The following is a 14787-nucleotide window of genomic DNA, read 5'->3' on the forward strand; positions in this document are numbered from 1 at the left end:
GTCCGGACAACGCTGGCCGAACGTCTCGTTCGCGACCATTTCGAGGTGGTCTCCGCTCCAGTCGGGCACAAGTCGCGGATATCATTTTCGTTAAGCAGCAACACGTACCGCAACCTCCGGAACGGCATCGTCCACGGCTATCAGAACGACCGGCAGCCTTCGGGAATCATCGAGAAGCTGCAGCGCAACCTGTCACCGCCGCCCTGAGCGGGATGCGATCTAGCCGGACCGAGACAGCCAGGTCCACAGTGAACCCGTCGACGAACAAAACCGGCCTGTGCAGTGGGCTTGCCCGAGGGGCATTGCCTGCTCTCTGGTCGTCGCCCACGCACCCGAGGAACAGATCAGGCCTCAGTCCTGTTCAAAGCCCTCGCCGACCCGCTGGGCATCCGGCTTGTGCCGCTCATCCGCCACCCGCCCGGCCGCGAAGCCTGCTTCCGCGACCTCGCCGAGGAATTCGCCATGCCGCGGGCCAGGCTCAGCCACCACCTCCGGATCCGCGTTTCCGCCGGCCTGCTCACGCGGGAAAGCCGCGGTACCTGGAGCTGGTACCACCTTGTCCCCGAACCTCTGGAAACACTGCGGGCACCGCTGGACGACGGCGGACCTCTGGTCGGCCCGATCGCTCCGGCCGACAACTCGGACGCCGCGTGCTGCTGACCGGACTGCACCTGCCGCGCCCCGTCTTCGGCGGATTGGCATCCAGCGGCGCAGCGCACCGGCACAACGAGTGACGGGACTCTCATCGACGCCTTGCTTGCTTCGCACCGCCGTTTCGGCCGCCTTTGCCGATGCTTGTTCAGCTCGGCGGTCCAGCATCGACCTTCAGCACGCCGGAGCGGCCGAGCCAGGCCGCCACGGTGCGTCTGCCGTACTGGTGACGTGCGCGAAGACGGAAGTAGCGTCGGAGCGCTTCCGCGGTCGCCGGGTTGAAGGGCACGTCGCGCGCGCGACGCCCCTTCCCCGGAACGCGGACGACATCGACGTCGAAATCGAAGCTGCCGCGTTCCTGTTCGGCTGGATTTGCCACTGTCAACAGCGACAGTTCGCCGACCCGGACTCCGCAGTCGACCAGCACCAGAATGATCGCCCGGTCCCGGAGTTCGACAAATCCTTTCCCTTTCGTAGTGGCAAGCAGCGCTTTCAACTCTTTTTCGCGCAGGACCGTCGGAGGATTGTCCGGAACGTGCGGCACCTCCATTTTGTAAAACGGGGACAGCTCGACAATCTCTTCCACGTCGTCGAGCCAGCGCCAGAACTGCTGAAGGTGCCGGTACTGCTTGGCGATGTAACTGTGCGACAGCGACTCCCCGGTGCGGAAATTCGGCCGTTGGCGGAGATATTCGAAATACCGCTCCAGCTCCCGGCGTCCGATGTCAGGAGCCACCATCGAGATGTCTTCGCCGTCGAGGTAGGCGTCGATCGTGGAGTCGGCGCGGTTCTTGGCCCTCAGATGCGTTCTCCAGTCCGAGACGAGCTCCCGGATGCATCGGGCTCCAGCACCTCCAGCGGTGCCTCAACAGCGGTCATGAAAACAGGCTTACTCGAACAATCCCTGGGGTTACCAGCGCCGTGCTCGTTTCCAGCGCTTCCGCGAAACCGCTCCTCAAGATCATTTTTGAGGGCGTTTTCGCAGGTCAGACCCTATATAATGGGAGGCAGAGTGGGCCGGGTCGGGCTCGAACCGACGGCCAAGGGATTATGAGTCCCCTGCTCTAACCAACTGAGCTACCGGCCCCTGGGTTCGCTTCCGCAGGTCGATCCCCCCAGTTCGATTCAACTTAGCACAGGGCCGGACGGCCCCGGGGCCGTAGGCCGATCGGGTCCAGACGCGTCGCCGGGGCCGCCGGTCGCCTAGATTGCTGGGGGTCGGGTCCCGAGAGGAGACCGCCATGCGCATCCCCGGACGGGTTCCGCTCGCGCTTCTCGACGCCTTCGCCGCCGGTCTCGGGCTGGGCTATCTCGCTCGCGACTACCGCGACACCCTCGTCTCGCACGGGCCGGTCCTGTCGATCGCCGTGGTCGTCGGCGTTGCGTTAATCGTGCTGGCACATCGCGGATACCGCGCGCTTCGCAGTGCGAACACCCGCATGGACGCGATAATCGCCGACGAGCTGTCCCGGCGTAAGCCGTCGCCCCGGCCTCGGCGATGAGGAATCCTTGCGTCCCGGGGAAAGTCACCCGCCCAGCTCGACGATGGCGGCGTGCACACCCGGCGCGAGCGCCGCCGCTAGGCCGCCCGATGGGACCGCTTCACGCAACAGGTGCAGCCAGGCGAAAACGGATCCCAGAAGCATCGCGTGCACGACGACCACCTCGGGGTGCCGGGCAAGCTCGCCGCGGGCGACCGCGCGGTCGAGAACCTCCGTCAGGTAGGCCCGTTCCCGCACCAGGAACAGTTCGCCGAGCCTGGCGGTGGGTGCGTCCTCGCCCTGGAGGTCGGCGAGCAGGCCGGGCAAGGCGTTTCGCACTTGCGGTCCGTCCAAAGCGGACTGAATGTCGGCGAGAACCCCCGCTACGTCACCGCGCAAGGTGCCGGTGTCGGGCGGCGCGGCGAGGGCGTCATCGTGCACGACGGCCGCGAAGACGAGTTCCGCCTTCGACTTCCAGCGCCGGTACAGCGCCGCCTTGCCGACCCCGGCGCGCGCGGCGATGGCGTCGACCGTGCACCGCTGGTAGCCGACCTCCTCCAGCAGCTCGTTGACCGCGGTCCGCACCGCGGCGTCGATCCCCTGCTCCCGCGGCCGTCCGCGCCGGTTGTGCGTCATAGCGCACAGTTTACGAGACTGGCAGTTCCGTATATCTTCGGGGGCATGACTTGGGACAAAACCTCCGTCCGCACCCTTCCGGTCGAGCCCGCCGCGCTCTGGGACGTCCTCGCCGACGTCGGGAACTGGCCGCGCTGGGACCCGGACGTCGCGCGCGTCGAACTGCACGGGCCGATCGCCGCGGGTTCGACCGGATTCATCCACCCCAGCGGCGGATTCCGCGGCCGCGTGCACGGCAAAATCGCGCAGGACTTCACCTTCACGGCCTGGCGGCCCGGGCACGAGGTCGGGCTGTGCCAGCCCGTTCCGCTCGGGCAGATGAACCTCGGCTTGCGCGTCGCGGCCGTTCCCGGCGGCGCCGAGCTGACCCAGCACATCGTCATCGACGGCCCGCTGCGCATGATGATGGTGCGGATCATCGGCGGCGACATCGTGGCGAACTTCGACCGGAAATGCGCCGCGCTGACCCGCCTCGCGACCGCCGCGAAAGCGAGCTGAGGCCCTTGCGGCCCGGCCGGGACCGCAAGGGCGCCCGCGCTAGTTCCGGTACCGGAACAGGATCCGGCCCCGGTCGAGGTCGTACGGGCTCAGCTCGACCAGCACCCGGTCGTACGGCACGATCTTGATGAAGTTCTTCCTGATCTTGCCGCTGATGTGCGCGAGCACGTGGTGCCCGTTCGCCAGCTCGACCGTGAACCGGGCGTCGCGCAGACACTCGACCACGGTTCCTTCGACTTCGATCCCGCCCTTACCGGCCATGGCGCACCAGCTCCACCGTGCTGTTCGCGCGCCGGGCACCGACGCTCTCGAACAACGCCGCCGCCGCTTCGCTGGCCTCGTTCACCTCGGCCGACGCCGTTGTGATCCCCGCTCGATGCAGATCGCGGAGAGTGTGAATCATTAACACGCGCGCGATGCCCCGGCGTTGCCGATTTGCCCGGACGGCGATCAGCCCGATCCGGGGCAGGCGCCGCACCTGAACCACCCGGACGAAACCGGCATACTCGCCGTCCGCGACAGCCACGGCGTACTTCGACGGATCCACCACGGTGTCGCCGGCCGGGCGGGGCAGCACCTCGGCCGGCATCTCCGACCAGCCGACGGTCGCCTCGACCTCGGCCCGGACGACGCGGTCCAGCTCCCGCAACGGCCCGTCTTCGGCCGCTCCGGCGGGCACGATCGTGACGCCCGGCGGCAGGAGAACCGGCCCGGTGACCCGCGGATCGGTGGGCACGACGTACTCCCACTCGCGCCGCCGGATCGTCAGACCGGCCTCCTGCCAACCGTCCAGCAGTTCGCGGTCGGTCTCGTCGACCACGGTGTGCACGGTTTCCGGCAGCGCGGCCAGCATCTCGCGGGCGAGCTGGTCGAAGACGGAGCGATGCCAGGCGTCGATGCTGAGGAAAACCCGTCCGTCGGGCCGGATGCTGGTCTCGCCGCGACCGGCGAGCCGGCCGTCGTCGTCCAGCGCCTGCCACAGTCCCGGTTCGACCCGGGAGATTCGCACCGCGGGTTCGCCCGCGGTGAAACGCAGAGTGTCCAAGATGGTCACCTTTCGGAGTGCCTTGATCAAGGCGCTCCTGGCAACCCCTACGTCAGTCGCCCGACCGTGACGACACGGGGAGCACCCACATCGAAACAGCGTTCATGGGGCTCACCTCCTCGCGTCGAGTCACGGTCGGGGCGAACCATAACCACGCGGAACGGCCCCCGTCCACCGAATTAATCCGCCTCAGCCGATCCGGAGCACCACCTTGCCGCGCCCGTGCCCGGTCGACACCTCGCGATGGGCGCTCGCGGCGGCTTCGAGCGGGTACTCGGCCCGCACCTCGACCCGCAGTTCTCCCCGCGCGCACAGGTCGAGCAGCTCGCGAAGCCGCCGCGCGGACCGGTCGCTGGTGATCCACTGACCGCCGGTTTCGGTGGCCAGCGCCGGTTCCACGATGGACCCGATCCGCCCGCGATCAGCCACGATCTCCGCCGCGGTGCGCAAATTCCCGTGCCCGGCAGTGTCGAAAGCGAGGTCGATCCCGTCCGGCGCGGCTTCGCGGATCCGGTCGAGTTCGCCGTCGCCGTACACCACCGGCGTGGCACCGAGGGCGCGAAGGTACTCCTGGTTCCGCGCGCTGCCAGTCCCGATCACCCGCAGGCCGCGGTGGTGTGACAATTGAACAGCCATCGATCCGACGCCACCGGCCGCGCCGTGAATCAGGATCGTCTCGCCGGAACGCGCGCCGAGCCGTTCCAACGCGGTGTGCGCCGTCTGCCCGGACGCGGACAACGCCCCCGCCGTCAGCCAATCGACGCCCTCAGGCTTGAGGACCACCTGACTGGCCGGCGCACTGACGTACTCGGCATAACAGCCCAGCACCCGGAACCCGGCAACCTGTTGTCCTGCCTCGAATCCAGTCGCCCCAGCACCGACCTGGACGATCGTTCCGGCGAACTCGTTGCCCAGAACCTGCGGGAACTCGATGGTCGCGCCCGGCGGCGTCCACCCGTCCCGGATCGCGACGTCGGTCGGCTGAACGCCAGCCGCCTCGACGCGCACCAGCACCTCCCCCGGACCCGCGAGCGGAGTCGGCAGTTCGTGGACGGCCAGCCGTTCCGCAGGCCCGAACTCGTCGATCGCGGCGGCGCGCATCACCTCCGGAATCCCCGTCATCAGGCCGCCGCCTCCGCTGCCGACCGGACGAATTCCCGCAGCTCCGCAACACTTCGTGCCCCGGCGACAAGGTGGTCACCCCACCCGACAGCAGGCACGGAACGCACCCCGCGCGACTGTCCTTCTTCGTGGTCCGCAAGCACTTCCGCCGCATATGCGGTGTCTTCAGCGAGCGCGAAAACCTCGTCGCGCTCTAACCCGGTTTCCATTTCTGCCAGCACTTCCCAATCCTCCAGATCAAGGTTGTCCCGCAAATGCGCGGCGAACATCGCTTCCCACGCCACGGTTTCGTCCAGTCCGCGCGCCGCGACGAGCTTGAGCACGCGATGAGCAGGCCGGGAATCGAGCGCCCAGGCGGTATCCATCCGAATGCGCAACCCGTCCGCGCGCCCCGCCTCCTCGATCCGGTCCCGGCGCCGTCCCCATTCCGCCGCGCTCATCCCCCATTCGCCCACCGCGACCTCAGAGATCCGCCGACGCCGCGGGCCGGGCCCGGCCGGGGACAGAAGAAAACTCCGGTGCTCGACGCGCGCCGGAACACCGGATTCCGCGATCGCTCGCGCGAGGCGGCGGTGCCCCATCCAGCACCACGGGCACAGCACATCGGCCCACATCCGCAGGGTCGCAGTCGTCACAAAATCCCCTTCACGCGCTGTCGTCGCCGCTGGCTGAGCGGTGCTTACAGTGGACTTCATCAAGCGGACTTGATGTCAAGCACGGAAAGAGCTGCGATGCCCCAGATCACAAGCGAGGTCGTCTGGCTGAAGCCGGGACAGATCGCCGAACGCGCCGGCGTGAGCGTCCCGACGCTGCACTATTACGAAAGCCGCGGCCTCATCACGAGCAGGCGCACGAGCGGCAACCGGCGCGAATACCGCCGCGACACGCTGCGGATGATCGCCTTCATCCGTACCGCGCAACGAGTCGGGGTGTCGCTGGAGGAAATCAAGGACGCGCTGGCCGAACTGCCCGACCAGCGCATCCCGACCAAACGCGACTGGGCCCGCATCTCCCGCCGCTGGCACGACCGGCTCACCGCCCGGATCGAGGAACTGACCGCGCTGCGAGACCGCTTCACCGACTGCATCGGCTGCGGCTGCCTGTCGCTGAAATCCTGCCCGTACTCGAATCCGGACGACGTCCTCGGCCAGACCGGCGCTGGGGCGCGGAGGTTCCCGCATTAGCGGGGAGGAACCTTTCGGCGATGCTGTTGCCCGCCAAGCCTGCTGGCCGTCGCGTGTGAGCCACTAACATTGGTGCCAGACTCCGAGTGTGATCCGTTAACACGACCAAGCGCATCGACACGCCGGGGCCACGCGCGTCGCGGAATGTGATTCATTAACGCCGCCTCGGGTTCCCGCCCCTCGCCGAGCCTCCCGCGGCGACCACCCCGCTAACCTCCCAGCGCGGCCCGGAAATACCGCCCCGTCGCCCCGTCGTGCTCGGCGAGTCCCTTCGGCGTGCCGGTGTACAGCACCTGGCCGCCGTTCTCGCCCGCGCCGGGGCCGAGGTCGAGGACCCAGTCCGCCGCGGCGACCACGTGCAGCGAATGCTCGACCACGACGAGCGTCCGGCCCTCGTCGACGAGCCGGTCCAGCAGCGCGACCATCCGCGTGGTGTCGCTGGGATGCAGGCCCGCCGTGGGTTCGTCCACGAGCAGGTCGTCGCTGGTCGAGTCGAGCTGGCGGGCGAGTTTCAGCCGCTGCCGCTCGCCGCCGGAGAGCGTGTCGAGCGTGCGGCCGCTCGCCAGGTGCCCGAGCCCCAGTTCGCCCAGCAGCTCGGCCAGCCGCACCACGTCCGGATGCGGCACGTACCGCGCCAGCGCTGACATCGGCGTGCTCAGCACCTCGAGCACCGTCCGCCCGTCCAGCCGCGTTTCAAGTGCCTCAGCACGGAATCCGGTCGCGTTGCACTCCTCGCACGGGGTGTCGACGTCCTCGAGAAACGCCAAATCGGTCCGCCGCACCCCGGTGCCGCGGCAAGCCGGGCAGCCGCCCCGCGAACGCGGGTTGAACAGGCGCGGCGACTCCCCGCTCACCTCGGCGAACGCGCGCTGCACCGGGTCGGCGAGCCCGAGCCAGGTGCCGACCGTCGACCGCGCCGTCGCGACGATCTGGCTTTGATCGACCACGGTGAACCGCGGGTGCCGCTCGGCGAGTTCACCGGCGAGGGTCGATTTCCCGGAGCCGGCCACCCCGGTGATCACCGTGAGCACGCCCGTCGGCACGTCGACGTCGATGCCGCGGAGAGTGTGCCGGTCCAGCCCGCGCAGCGGCAGCCAGCCCGTGGGTTCCCGCAGCGTGTCCTTGAGCCGGACACCCGTGCGCAACGCCCGCGCGGTCGTCGTGTCCGCCTTTCGCAGCTCCGCCGGCGGACCGTGAAACACGACACGCCCGCCGGCTTCCCCTGCTCCCGGGCCCAGGTCGATCACGTGGTCTGCGGCCACCATCACGGCTTCGTGGTGATCCACGACCAGCACTGTGTTGCCGTGATCACGCAGCCGCCGCAGAACGTCGACCAGGGACGCGACGTCGGCCGGATGCAGCCCGTCCGTCGGTTCGTCCAAGACGTACGTGAGGTCGGTGAGACTCGATCCCAGATGCCGCACCAGCTTCAGCCGCTGCGATTCACCGCCGGACAACGTCGGTGTGGCTCGATAACAGTGCAAATGCCCGAGCCCGAGAGTGATCATCGACTCCAGCCGCAGCCGCAGCGCCGCCACCAGCGGACGTGCCCACTCATGGTCCAGCCCAGCGCAGAATTCCAGCAGCCCGGCGGCGTCGCGGTATCCGAGGTCCACAATGGACACCCCGTTGATCCGGCTTTCCCGCGCGGCCGGGGCGAGCCTGCTGCCGCCGCAGTCCGGGCATGGCCGCTGCCGGGTGACTTCGGCGAGCGCCGCCCGCACCGCCGGACCCGGCTTGGCCTCGCGTTCGACGAGCAGCCTGCGGATCCGCGGCACCATCGACTGGTACTTGGCGCTGGCCGGGAAGCGGGGCAACGGGTTCGGCGGCTTTTGCGTCGGCCCGTGCAGAAGGAACTGCACCAGGTCTTCAGGCCACTCCCGCAGCGGCAGGTCGTTGTCGAAGAATCCCGAGTAGACATAACGCTTCCAGATCCAGCTGTCCACCGCGAAACTGGGGAAGACCATCGCCCCGTCGTTGAGCGAACGGCTGCGGTCGATCATCCGCTCGCCGTCGATGTCGGTGACCGTGCCGAGCCCCGCGCACGCCGGGCACATGCCGGACGGATCGTTGAACGAGTAGGCGGGCGAGTATCCCGCGGACGGTTCGCCCAAGCGGGAGAACAACATCCGCAGCATTGTCCACACCTCGGTCGCGGTGCCGACCGTCGACCGCGAATTCGTCCCGAGCGGCCGCTGATCCACCACGACGACCGTGGTGAGCCCGCTGAGCGAACTGGCCTCGGGCTGCGGATCGTGCGGCAGCTTGGTCCGCACGAACGCGGGCATCGTCGAGTACAACTGCCGCCGCGACTCGGCCGCGAGCGTCGCGAACGCCAGCGACGACTTGCCCGAGCCCGAAACCCCGGTGACCGCGACCAGTTGATGCTTCGGAATGTCCACGTCCACATCGGCGAGGTTGTGCGTGCGCACACCGCGGAGGCTGATCATGTTCGACGGCATGTCCGCCAGCCTACGTCCCGGTCCGGGTGGTGCGGGGACGGGTTGAGGAGGCTGCCGCCGGGTGTTCGAGTTCGGGTGGTGCTAGTTTTGGAAACCCTTGGCGGACAAGGGAAACTTTGAACCGGTGGCCGCTCCGATCCGGGACGCCATCGTTCACCGCGCATCTCGGCCGAGTCCCGGCCTGGACTATTCCGTGCGGAACATTCGGTTCCTCGCCTGTGCCCGCCTAGGTTCCTTGACGTGCCTGCCGAGGTTCCCTAGCTGTGCCTGCCGATGTTCCTTGGCTGGCACTGTTATTCCTTCTCACTCCGCCGTCAGCCCGGTGTCATTCAGTATCAAGCCTCCGCGCGGGGTGAGCGCTCCGATGTGACGCGCTCACGATCCGGTTCCGCGCCAGTCCCCTCCGGCCCGGCCGAGCACAGAACAGCCGCACTCCCCTTGTGACTCATGTTCTCGCCGCTCGGCTGACCCTTGTGAACGGATCACACTCACTTTGGACTTGCTGGTCCATTTTTGCGCGGGCACCCTGGCCAGGCTAGGCGGGAAGCACCCGCGCGTGTTCTCGGAAACGGAGCGATGACCCCGATGTCTCTTGACCAGTACTACCTGCTCGGCCGGTCCGGATTGCGGGTCAGCAGGCTCGCGCTCGGCACGATGAATTTCGGCACCGGCGGGTTCCACGCCGCGTACGGGAAGTCCGAGGAGGAGGCGCGGCCGATCTTCCGCAAGTACGTCGAGGAGGGCGGCAACTTCATCGACACGGCGGATTTCTACACCGCGGGCGAGAGCGAGCGGCTGCTCGGCACGTTCATCGCCGAGGCGGGCAACCGGGACCGGCTCGTGCTGACGTCGAAGTTCACCAACAGCGTCGACCCGGGCGATCCGAACGCGGGCGGCAACGGCCGCAAGCACATGATCCGGTCGGTGGAGGCGTCGCTGCGCCGGCTCGGCACCGATTATCTCGACCTGTTCCTGCTGCACACGTGGGATCGGATCACACCGGTCGAGGAAGTGCTGCGAACCTTTGACGACCTGGTCCGGGCGGGGAAGATCCGGCACGCCGGGTTGTCCGACGTGCCGGCCTGGTACGCGAGCCGCGCACAGACCCTCGCCGAAGCGCATTCGCTGCCGCCGATGATCAGCCTTCAGCTGCCGTATTCGCTGATCGAGCGGACGATTGAGACTGAGCACGTCCCGGCGGGTCAGGAACTGGGCCTGGGAATCACCGCGTGGAGCCCGCTGGGCAGCGGATTCCTGAGCGGCAAATACCGCAGCTCGTCCGCGGGCCTGACCGGCGAAGGACGGCTGTCCGGCGAGGGCGGGGCCTGGACCGCGCAGCAGTGGGAACTGCTGAAGACCCTGGAGACGGTCGCCGACGAGCTGAACGTGACGATGGCGCAGGTCGCGATCAACTGGGTCGCGACGCAACCGGGCATCGCGTCGGCGATCGTCGGGGCGAGCAGCGCGGAACAACTGGGCGCGACAATGCGCGCCCTCGACTTCACTCTGCCCGCCGACCTGCGCGACGCCCTGGACCGGGCGAGCGAGGTGCCGCCGGCCGGGCCGTACCGGATGTTCACGGCGGATTACCAGTCGTGGCTGGTCAACGCCGGGGCGAAGGTGGGCGACAAGCCGGAGGGCTATCGACCGGTCGTGCGCAACTGGGTGCCGGCGAAGCAGCCGTGAACCGCGCGGGAATCCGCGCTGTGTGAAGAATGATTTCCCCCGCCCTTTTCAAGATATAGCGCACCCCGGGGCTTGCCGCAAGCCCCGGGGGATGCCGCAGAATCGCTGCTCGACCGTGAAATTCGAGCTGTCCGGGGGCGACCGTGCGATTGATGTGGGCAAGATCAGGGTGCCGGGTGTGCGGGGGCGTCGAGGTGCCAGCGAGTCGCCCGGTGCGGCTGGCGAGAGCGCGGCCGCGCGGGTCTTGAGGGCACGTGCATTCCGGCGCGGTCGAGCACTCCGCCGGGCTCGCCGACGTGCCGGATCCGCTGGGTGCGACGGAGTGGCGGCTGGGTCGCGGTGCCGATGGTGGGCGGTGGCTCGGGTGAGCGGGCTGGCACGCTGTGCGGCTGTCTCGGTGTCCGATCCGCCAACGCTGGACACCACTCCAGGACCTAGCCGCCGCAGCCGGACCGCGCTGGTCCTTGCCCCAGGCTCGACCTGCCACAACCCCTGGTTCGGATGGAGACTCGGCTCGGCCCTAAGGCCCGGCCCGCCGCACCGCGACCCAGCACGCCAAGGGCTGAACCCGACCCGGCCCGCCCCTGATCTGACCGACGCCTGGGCATCCGCCCGACCTCGGCTCGGCCAGCCGCCACAAGCCAGCCACGGCGAGAAAAGCCAGAGAAAAAGCCCCAGTCCCACCAGCCACTTGACAGAAGGTGGACAATAAAAAATCGACGCGTCTTCAATCCCTACCAGAAGTTCGCGCCGAATCTGAGTTCAGAATAACAGCAGCGAGGGGCACGTGTCAACTCAGGGGTACGAAGAAGAACTGCGGTCCGAACAGGACTACGTCGCCGGGTTGTATCGGCGGCTCGACGAGGAGCGGCGGCGGGCCAGCGAGCGGTACACCGCTGCCCTCAAACGAAATGACGAGGCTCCGGGCGAGCGGGACGTCGAGGTGCGTGCGCTTACTCGGGAAACGCGGCGGTTGTCCGTCGCCGACTCCGGGTTGTGTTTCGGGCGGCTTGATTCGGCGGAGGGCGACCATTCCCACATCGGCCGGATCGGGCTTTTCGACCAGGACGACGAGTACAAACCCGTCCTTCTCGACTGGCGGGCGCCGGCGTCCAGTGCGTTTTACACCGCGACCGCCGCTACGCCCGAGGGCATGCGGCGGAGGAGGCAGTTTCACACGCGCGGGCGGCAGGTGACCTCGTTCACCGACGAGGTTTTCGGGCGCGCCAGTGGCGAGGAGAACAACGATGCCGACGCCGCCCTGCTCGCCGCGGTCAATGCGCCGCGTGGCGAGGGGATGCGGGACATCGTCGCGACGATTCAGGCTGAGCAGGATCGCATCATCCGGCTCGACCATCCTGGCGTCCTGGTCATTGAGGGAGGACCGGGAACCGGGAAGACCGTCGTGGCGTTGCACCGTGTCGCGTATCTGCTCTACACCCAGCGGGAGCGGATGGAGCGGCACGGCGTGCTCGTTCTCGGGCCGAATCCGGCGTTTCTGAATCACATTGGCCGGGTGTTGCCGTCGCTCGGCGAGTCGGACGTGGTGTTCACCACGCCTGGCGGACTGCTGCCTGGGCTGCGGACGAACGCCGAGGATGAGCCGGAAGTCGCGCAGTTCAAGGGGTCGCTGCGGATGCTCGATGTCCTCAACGCGGCGGTCGCGGATCGGCAGGAGCTGCCGGACGAGCCGATTCTGATCGAGCTTCGCGACAGCACTCTCCGGATCGACGCGGCGACCGCCGAGTGGGCCCGGGACGAGGCGCGGCAGAGCGGGCGGCCGCACAACGAGGCGCGGGCGACGTTTGTCGAGATCGTCACGTACGTGCTCACCGAACGCGCCATCGCCCGGATCGGGCGCGGTTGGCTTACTCGCGAGGACAAGGAGGAGTGGGAGGATCTTCGTTCGACACTCGTGAAGGAACTCCTGTCCGACACTAGCTTCGTCAAGGCGATCGATCGGCTGTGGCCGGTTCTCACCCCGGAAAGCCTGCTGTCCACGCTGTATTCCTCCCCGGCACGGCTCGACGCGGCCGGCGCGAGCCGGGCGCTGCTGCGCGAGCGGGGCGACGCCTGGACGGTGTCGGACGTCCCGCTCCTGGACGAGCTGATCGACCTGCTGGGCAAGGCACCCGACCGGACGAAGCAGCAGGAGAACAAGGCCGAACGCGAGGCCGAGGCCGAGTACGCGGCCGGCGTTCTGGACATCATGCGGCTCGACCGCGAGGAGATGGACGAGGACATCGGCCTCTCCGCGGAGCATCTGCTCTACGACACCGACCTGGCCGAACGGTTCGTCGAGTCCGACACCCGCGACCTCGCCGAACGCGCTGCCGCGGACCGGGACTGGACCTACCGGCACGTCGTGGTCGACGAGGCCCAGGAACTGTCCGAAATGGACTGGCGGGCGCTGATGCGGCGCTGTCCGAGCCGGTCGTTCACCGTGGTCGGCGACCTGGCGCAGCGGCGGTCGGCGGCGGGGGCGACGGACTGGGGCTCGATGCTGGAGCCGTATGTCCCCGGCCGCTGGGCCTATCGTTCGCTGACCGTCAACTACCGGACTCCGGCCGAGATCATGGCGGTCGCGGGCGCGTTGCTGGCGGAGTTCGCGCCGGGGGTCGAGCCGCCGGAATCGGTGCGCGCGTGCGGGGTCCGGCCGTGGTCGAAAAAGGTCACCGACGACGAATTGGCCGGTGCGGTCGAGGAATTCGTCCGCGACGAGGCGGGCCGGGAAGGGACCAGCGTCGTGATCGGGCCGCCGGACGTGCCGGGGGCGGTGCCGGCGTCGGACACGAAGGGGCTGGAGTACGACGCGGTGCTGCTCGTCGATCCGGACCGGATTCTCGAGGACGGTCCGCGCGGCGCGGCTGAGCTATATGTCGCGCTCACCCGGGCGACGCAGCGGCTCGGCGTGCTGCACCGCGGCGCGTTGCCGGCGGTGCTGAACGGGCTGGAGGAGCGGAGGTAGCCGTCAGGGGCGCAGCTCGGGGGCGAGGACGCCGCTGCGCTTCAACGCTTTCAGCACCACCCCGGTGTGCACGGAGTCCGCCTGCCGGGACCATCCCGAGCTGCCGACGAACTCGTGCAACGCGGCGATGTCGGGCAAGGTCACGTCAGCCAGCAGCTGATACTCGCCCGTCATCGCCGCCGCGTACCGCACGTAGGGCGAGCTGAGCAGGGCCCGCCCTAGGTCGTCGACGTGGTGCGGGCGGCACCGGATCCACAGCAGCGCTTCCACCGGCAGCCCGAGCACGGACGGCTCCACCACCGCCCGGATGAACACCTTTTCCTCCCGCCGCAACGCTTCCAGCCGGCGACGGACGGTCGATTCCGAGATCCCGGCGGTGCGGGCGAGTTCCTCGTGGGTCTGCCTGCCGTCCTCGCGCAGGGCGCGCAGGATGGCGCGTTCGTCGCCGCTGAAAACCACTCCGTCGGGTTGCCGGGGCTGTGGGGTCGGCTGCGGCAGCGAGGAGATCGCCGTGGTCTCGGCCGGGCTGAGCAGGCCGGGCTGCCATTCGTGGATGGTGCGGTAGTAGCGGGTGACGGTATCAGCCGTCAGATCGTGCAGGCCGGGGATTGCCGCCATCTCATCGAACATGAAGGTCGGCAGCCGGTTGCGGTCGCAGAAGACTTCGGCGACCAGTTCGCCCTGCCCGGTGATCAGGTAGCAGAAGCTCGTCTCCGGCCGTCCGGCGAGCGCGGTGCCCGCGGGGCGGCCGAGCCCGGCCCGGCAGCGGCCGCGCACCAGCAGCGGCACCCCGTGCGGCGAAACGGCGACAACCGTCACGACGCCGGTGCGCAGCAGGTGCGTCCCGCGGCGGGCCACCGTGCGCTCCGGCGCGTCGAGCACCTCGGCGATCCGCCGCCAGGACGCGCGGCCGTCGACTTGCAGCGCGCCGGCGATCCGGCGGTCGAGAGGGTCCAACCGTGCGGTCATCAGCCAATATTGTGGCTGATTCCGTCATTTGTCGAGCAGATCTTGTCCGGCCTCAGCGCCGCGCGGGAGGCTGGCGTCTCGAACG

At 68.6% G+C, this 14787-nt stretch carries 14 protein-coding genes and 1 tRNA gene; 6 read left to right on the forward strand and 9 right to left on the reverse strand.

The features are described from left to right. Nucleotides 1-282 precede the first annotated feature (282 nt). Entirely contained in the window at nt 283-660 is a 378-nt protein-coding gene (locus tag ACFSVL_RS39805; protein WP_378312216.1) for an ArsR/SmtB family transcription factor, read from the forward strand. 139 nt (nt 661-799) lie between these two features. On the opposite strand, the gene ACFSVL_RS39810 is transcribed toward ACFSVL_RS39805, so the two are convergent. Continuing rightward, on the reverse strand, nt 800-1390 hold the full coding sequence (locus ACFSVL_RS39810) for a tyrosine-type recombinase/integrase (protein ID WP_378312217.1): 591 nt from the start codon (nt 1388-1390) through the stop codon (nt 800-802). 274 nt (nt 1391-1664) lie between these two features. Beyond that, nucleotides 1665-1738, reverse strand: a tRNA-Ile gene (locus ACFSVL_RS39815). 154 nt (nt 1739-1892) lie between these two features. On the opposite strand from ACFSVL_RS39815, the gene ACFSVL_RS39820 reads away from it, so the two are divergent. Next, nucleotides 1893-2153 carry a hypothetical protein gene (locus ACFSVL_RS39820; protein WP_378312219.1) on the forward strand — a complete coding sequence of 87 codons (261 nt, stop codon included), beginning with the start codon at nt 1893-1895 and terminating at the stop codon, nt 2151-2153. A gap of 24 nt (nt 2154-2177) precedes the next feature. On the opposite strand, the gene ACFSVL_RS39825 is transcribed toward ACFSVL_RS39820, so the two are convergent. After that, the gene (locus ACFSVL_RS39825) at nt 2178-2768 is read right to left on the reverse strand and encodes a TetR/AcrR family transcriptional regulator (RefSeq protein ID WP_378312221.1); all 591 of its coding nucleotides are present in this window, start codon (nt 2766-2768) and stop codon (nt 2178-2180) included. 45 nt (nt 2769-2813) lie between these two features. Between ACFSVL_RS39825 and ACFSVL_RS39830 the strand changes: the two genes are divergently transcribed. Next, nucleotides 2814-3266, forward strand: coding sequence for an SRPBCC family protein (locus ACFSVL_RS39830; RefSeq protein ID WP_378312223.1), 453 nt, complete (start codon nt 2814-2816; stop codon nt 3264-3266). 39 nt (nt 3267-3305) lie between these two features. Here ACFSVL_RS39830 and infA read toward each other — a convergent pair whose 3' ends face one another. From infA to ACFSVL_RS39850, 4 genes are all read right to left on the reverse strand, one after another. Beyond that, nucleotides 3306-3527, reverse strand: coding sequence for a translation initiation factor IF-1 (gene infA, locus ACFSVL_RS39835; RefSeq protein ID WP_116202922.1), 222 nt, complete (start codon nt 3525-3527; stop codon nt 3306-3308). Continuing rightward, a complete protein-coding gene (locus ACFSVL_RS39840) occupies nt 3517-4311 on the reverse strand; it encodes a GNAT family N-acetyltransferase (RefSeq protein ID WP_378312225.1) in 795 nt (264 codons plus the stop codon). Before ACFSVL_RS39840 ends, infA begins: the two co-directional genes overlap by 11 nt. Nucleotides 4312-4500: 189 nt before the next feature. After that, nucleotides 4501-5433, reverse strand: coding sequence for an NADP-dependent oxidoreductase (locus ACFSVL_RS39845; protein WP_378312227.1), 933 nt, complete (start codon nt 5431-5433; stop codon nt 4501-4503). Then, the gene (locus ACFSVL_RS39850; protein WP_378312229.1) at nt 5433-6068 is read right to left on the reverse strand and encodes a DsbA family oxidoreductase; all 636 of its coding nucleotides are present in this window, start codon (nt 6066-6068) and stop codon (nt 5433-5435) included. Before ACFSVL_RS39850 ends, ACFSVL_RS39845 begins: the two co-directional genes overlap by 1 nt. 96 nt (nt 6069-6164) lie before the next feature. On the opposite strand from ACFSVL_RS39850, the gene soxR reads away from it, so the two are divergent. Further along, nucleotides 6165-6617 carry a redox-sensitive transcriptional activator SoxR gene (gene soxR / locus ACFSVL_RS39855; protein ID WP_378312230.1) on the forward strand — a complete coding sequence of 151 codons (453 nt, stop codon included), beginning with the start codon at nt 6165-6167 and terminating at the stop codon, nt 6615-6617. Between the two features lie 209 nt (nt 6618-6826). Here the strand turns inward: soxR and ACFSVL_RS39860 are convergent, their stop codons facing one another. Further along, a complete protein-coding gene (locus ACFSVL_RS39860; RefSeq protein ID WP_378312232.1) occupies nt 6827-9079 on the reverse strand; it encodes an ATP-binding cassette domain-containing protein in 2253 nt (750 codons plus the stop codon). Between the two features lie 585 nt (nt 9080-9664). On the opposite strand from ACFSVL_RS39860, the gene ACFSVL_RS39865 reads away from it, so the two are divergent. Continuing rightward, entirely contained in the window at nt 9665-10765 is a 1101-nt protein-coding gene (locus tag ACFSVL_RS39865; RefSeq protein ID WP_378312233.1) for an aldo/keto reductase, read from the forward strand. A 787-nt stretch (nt 10766-11552) separates the two neighbouring features. After that, nucleotides 11553-13733 (forward strand): RNA polymerase recycling motor ATPase HelR, encoded by a 2181-nt coding sequence (helR, locus tag ACFSVL_RS39870; RefSeq protein ID WP_378312234.1) that lies wholly within the window; start codon nt 11553-11555, stop codon nt 13731-13733. Nucleotides 13734-13736: 3 nt separating this feature from the next. On the opposite strand, the gene ACFSVL_RS39875 is transcribed toward helR, so the two are convergent. Beyond that, a complete protein-coding gene (locus tag ACFSVL_RS39875) occupies nt 13737-14702 on the reverse strand; it encodes an Lrp/AsnC family transcriptional regulator (RefSeq protein WP_378312236.1) in 966 nt (321 codons plus the stop codon). Nucleotides 14703-14787: the final 85 nt, after the last annotated feature.

Source organism: Amycolatopsis silviterrae, assembly GCF_042684085.1.
GTDB lineage: Bacteria > Actinomycetota > Actinomycetes > Mycobacteriales > Pseudonocardiaceae > Amycolatopsis > Amycolatopsis silviterrae.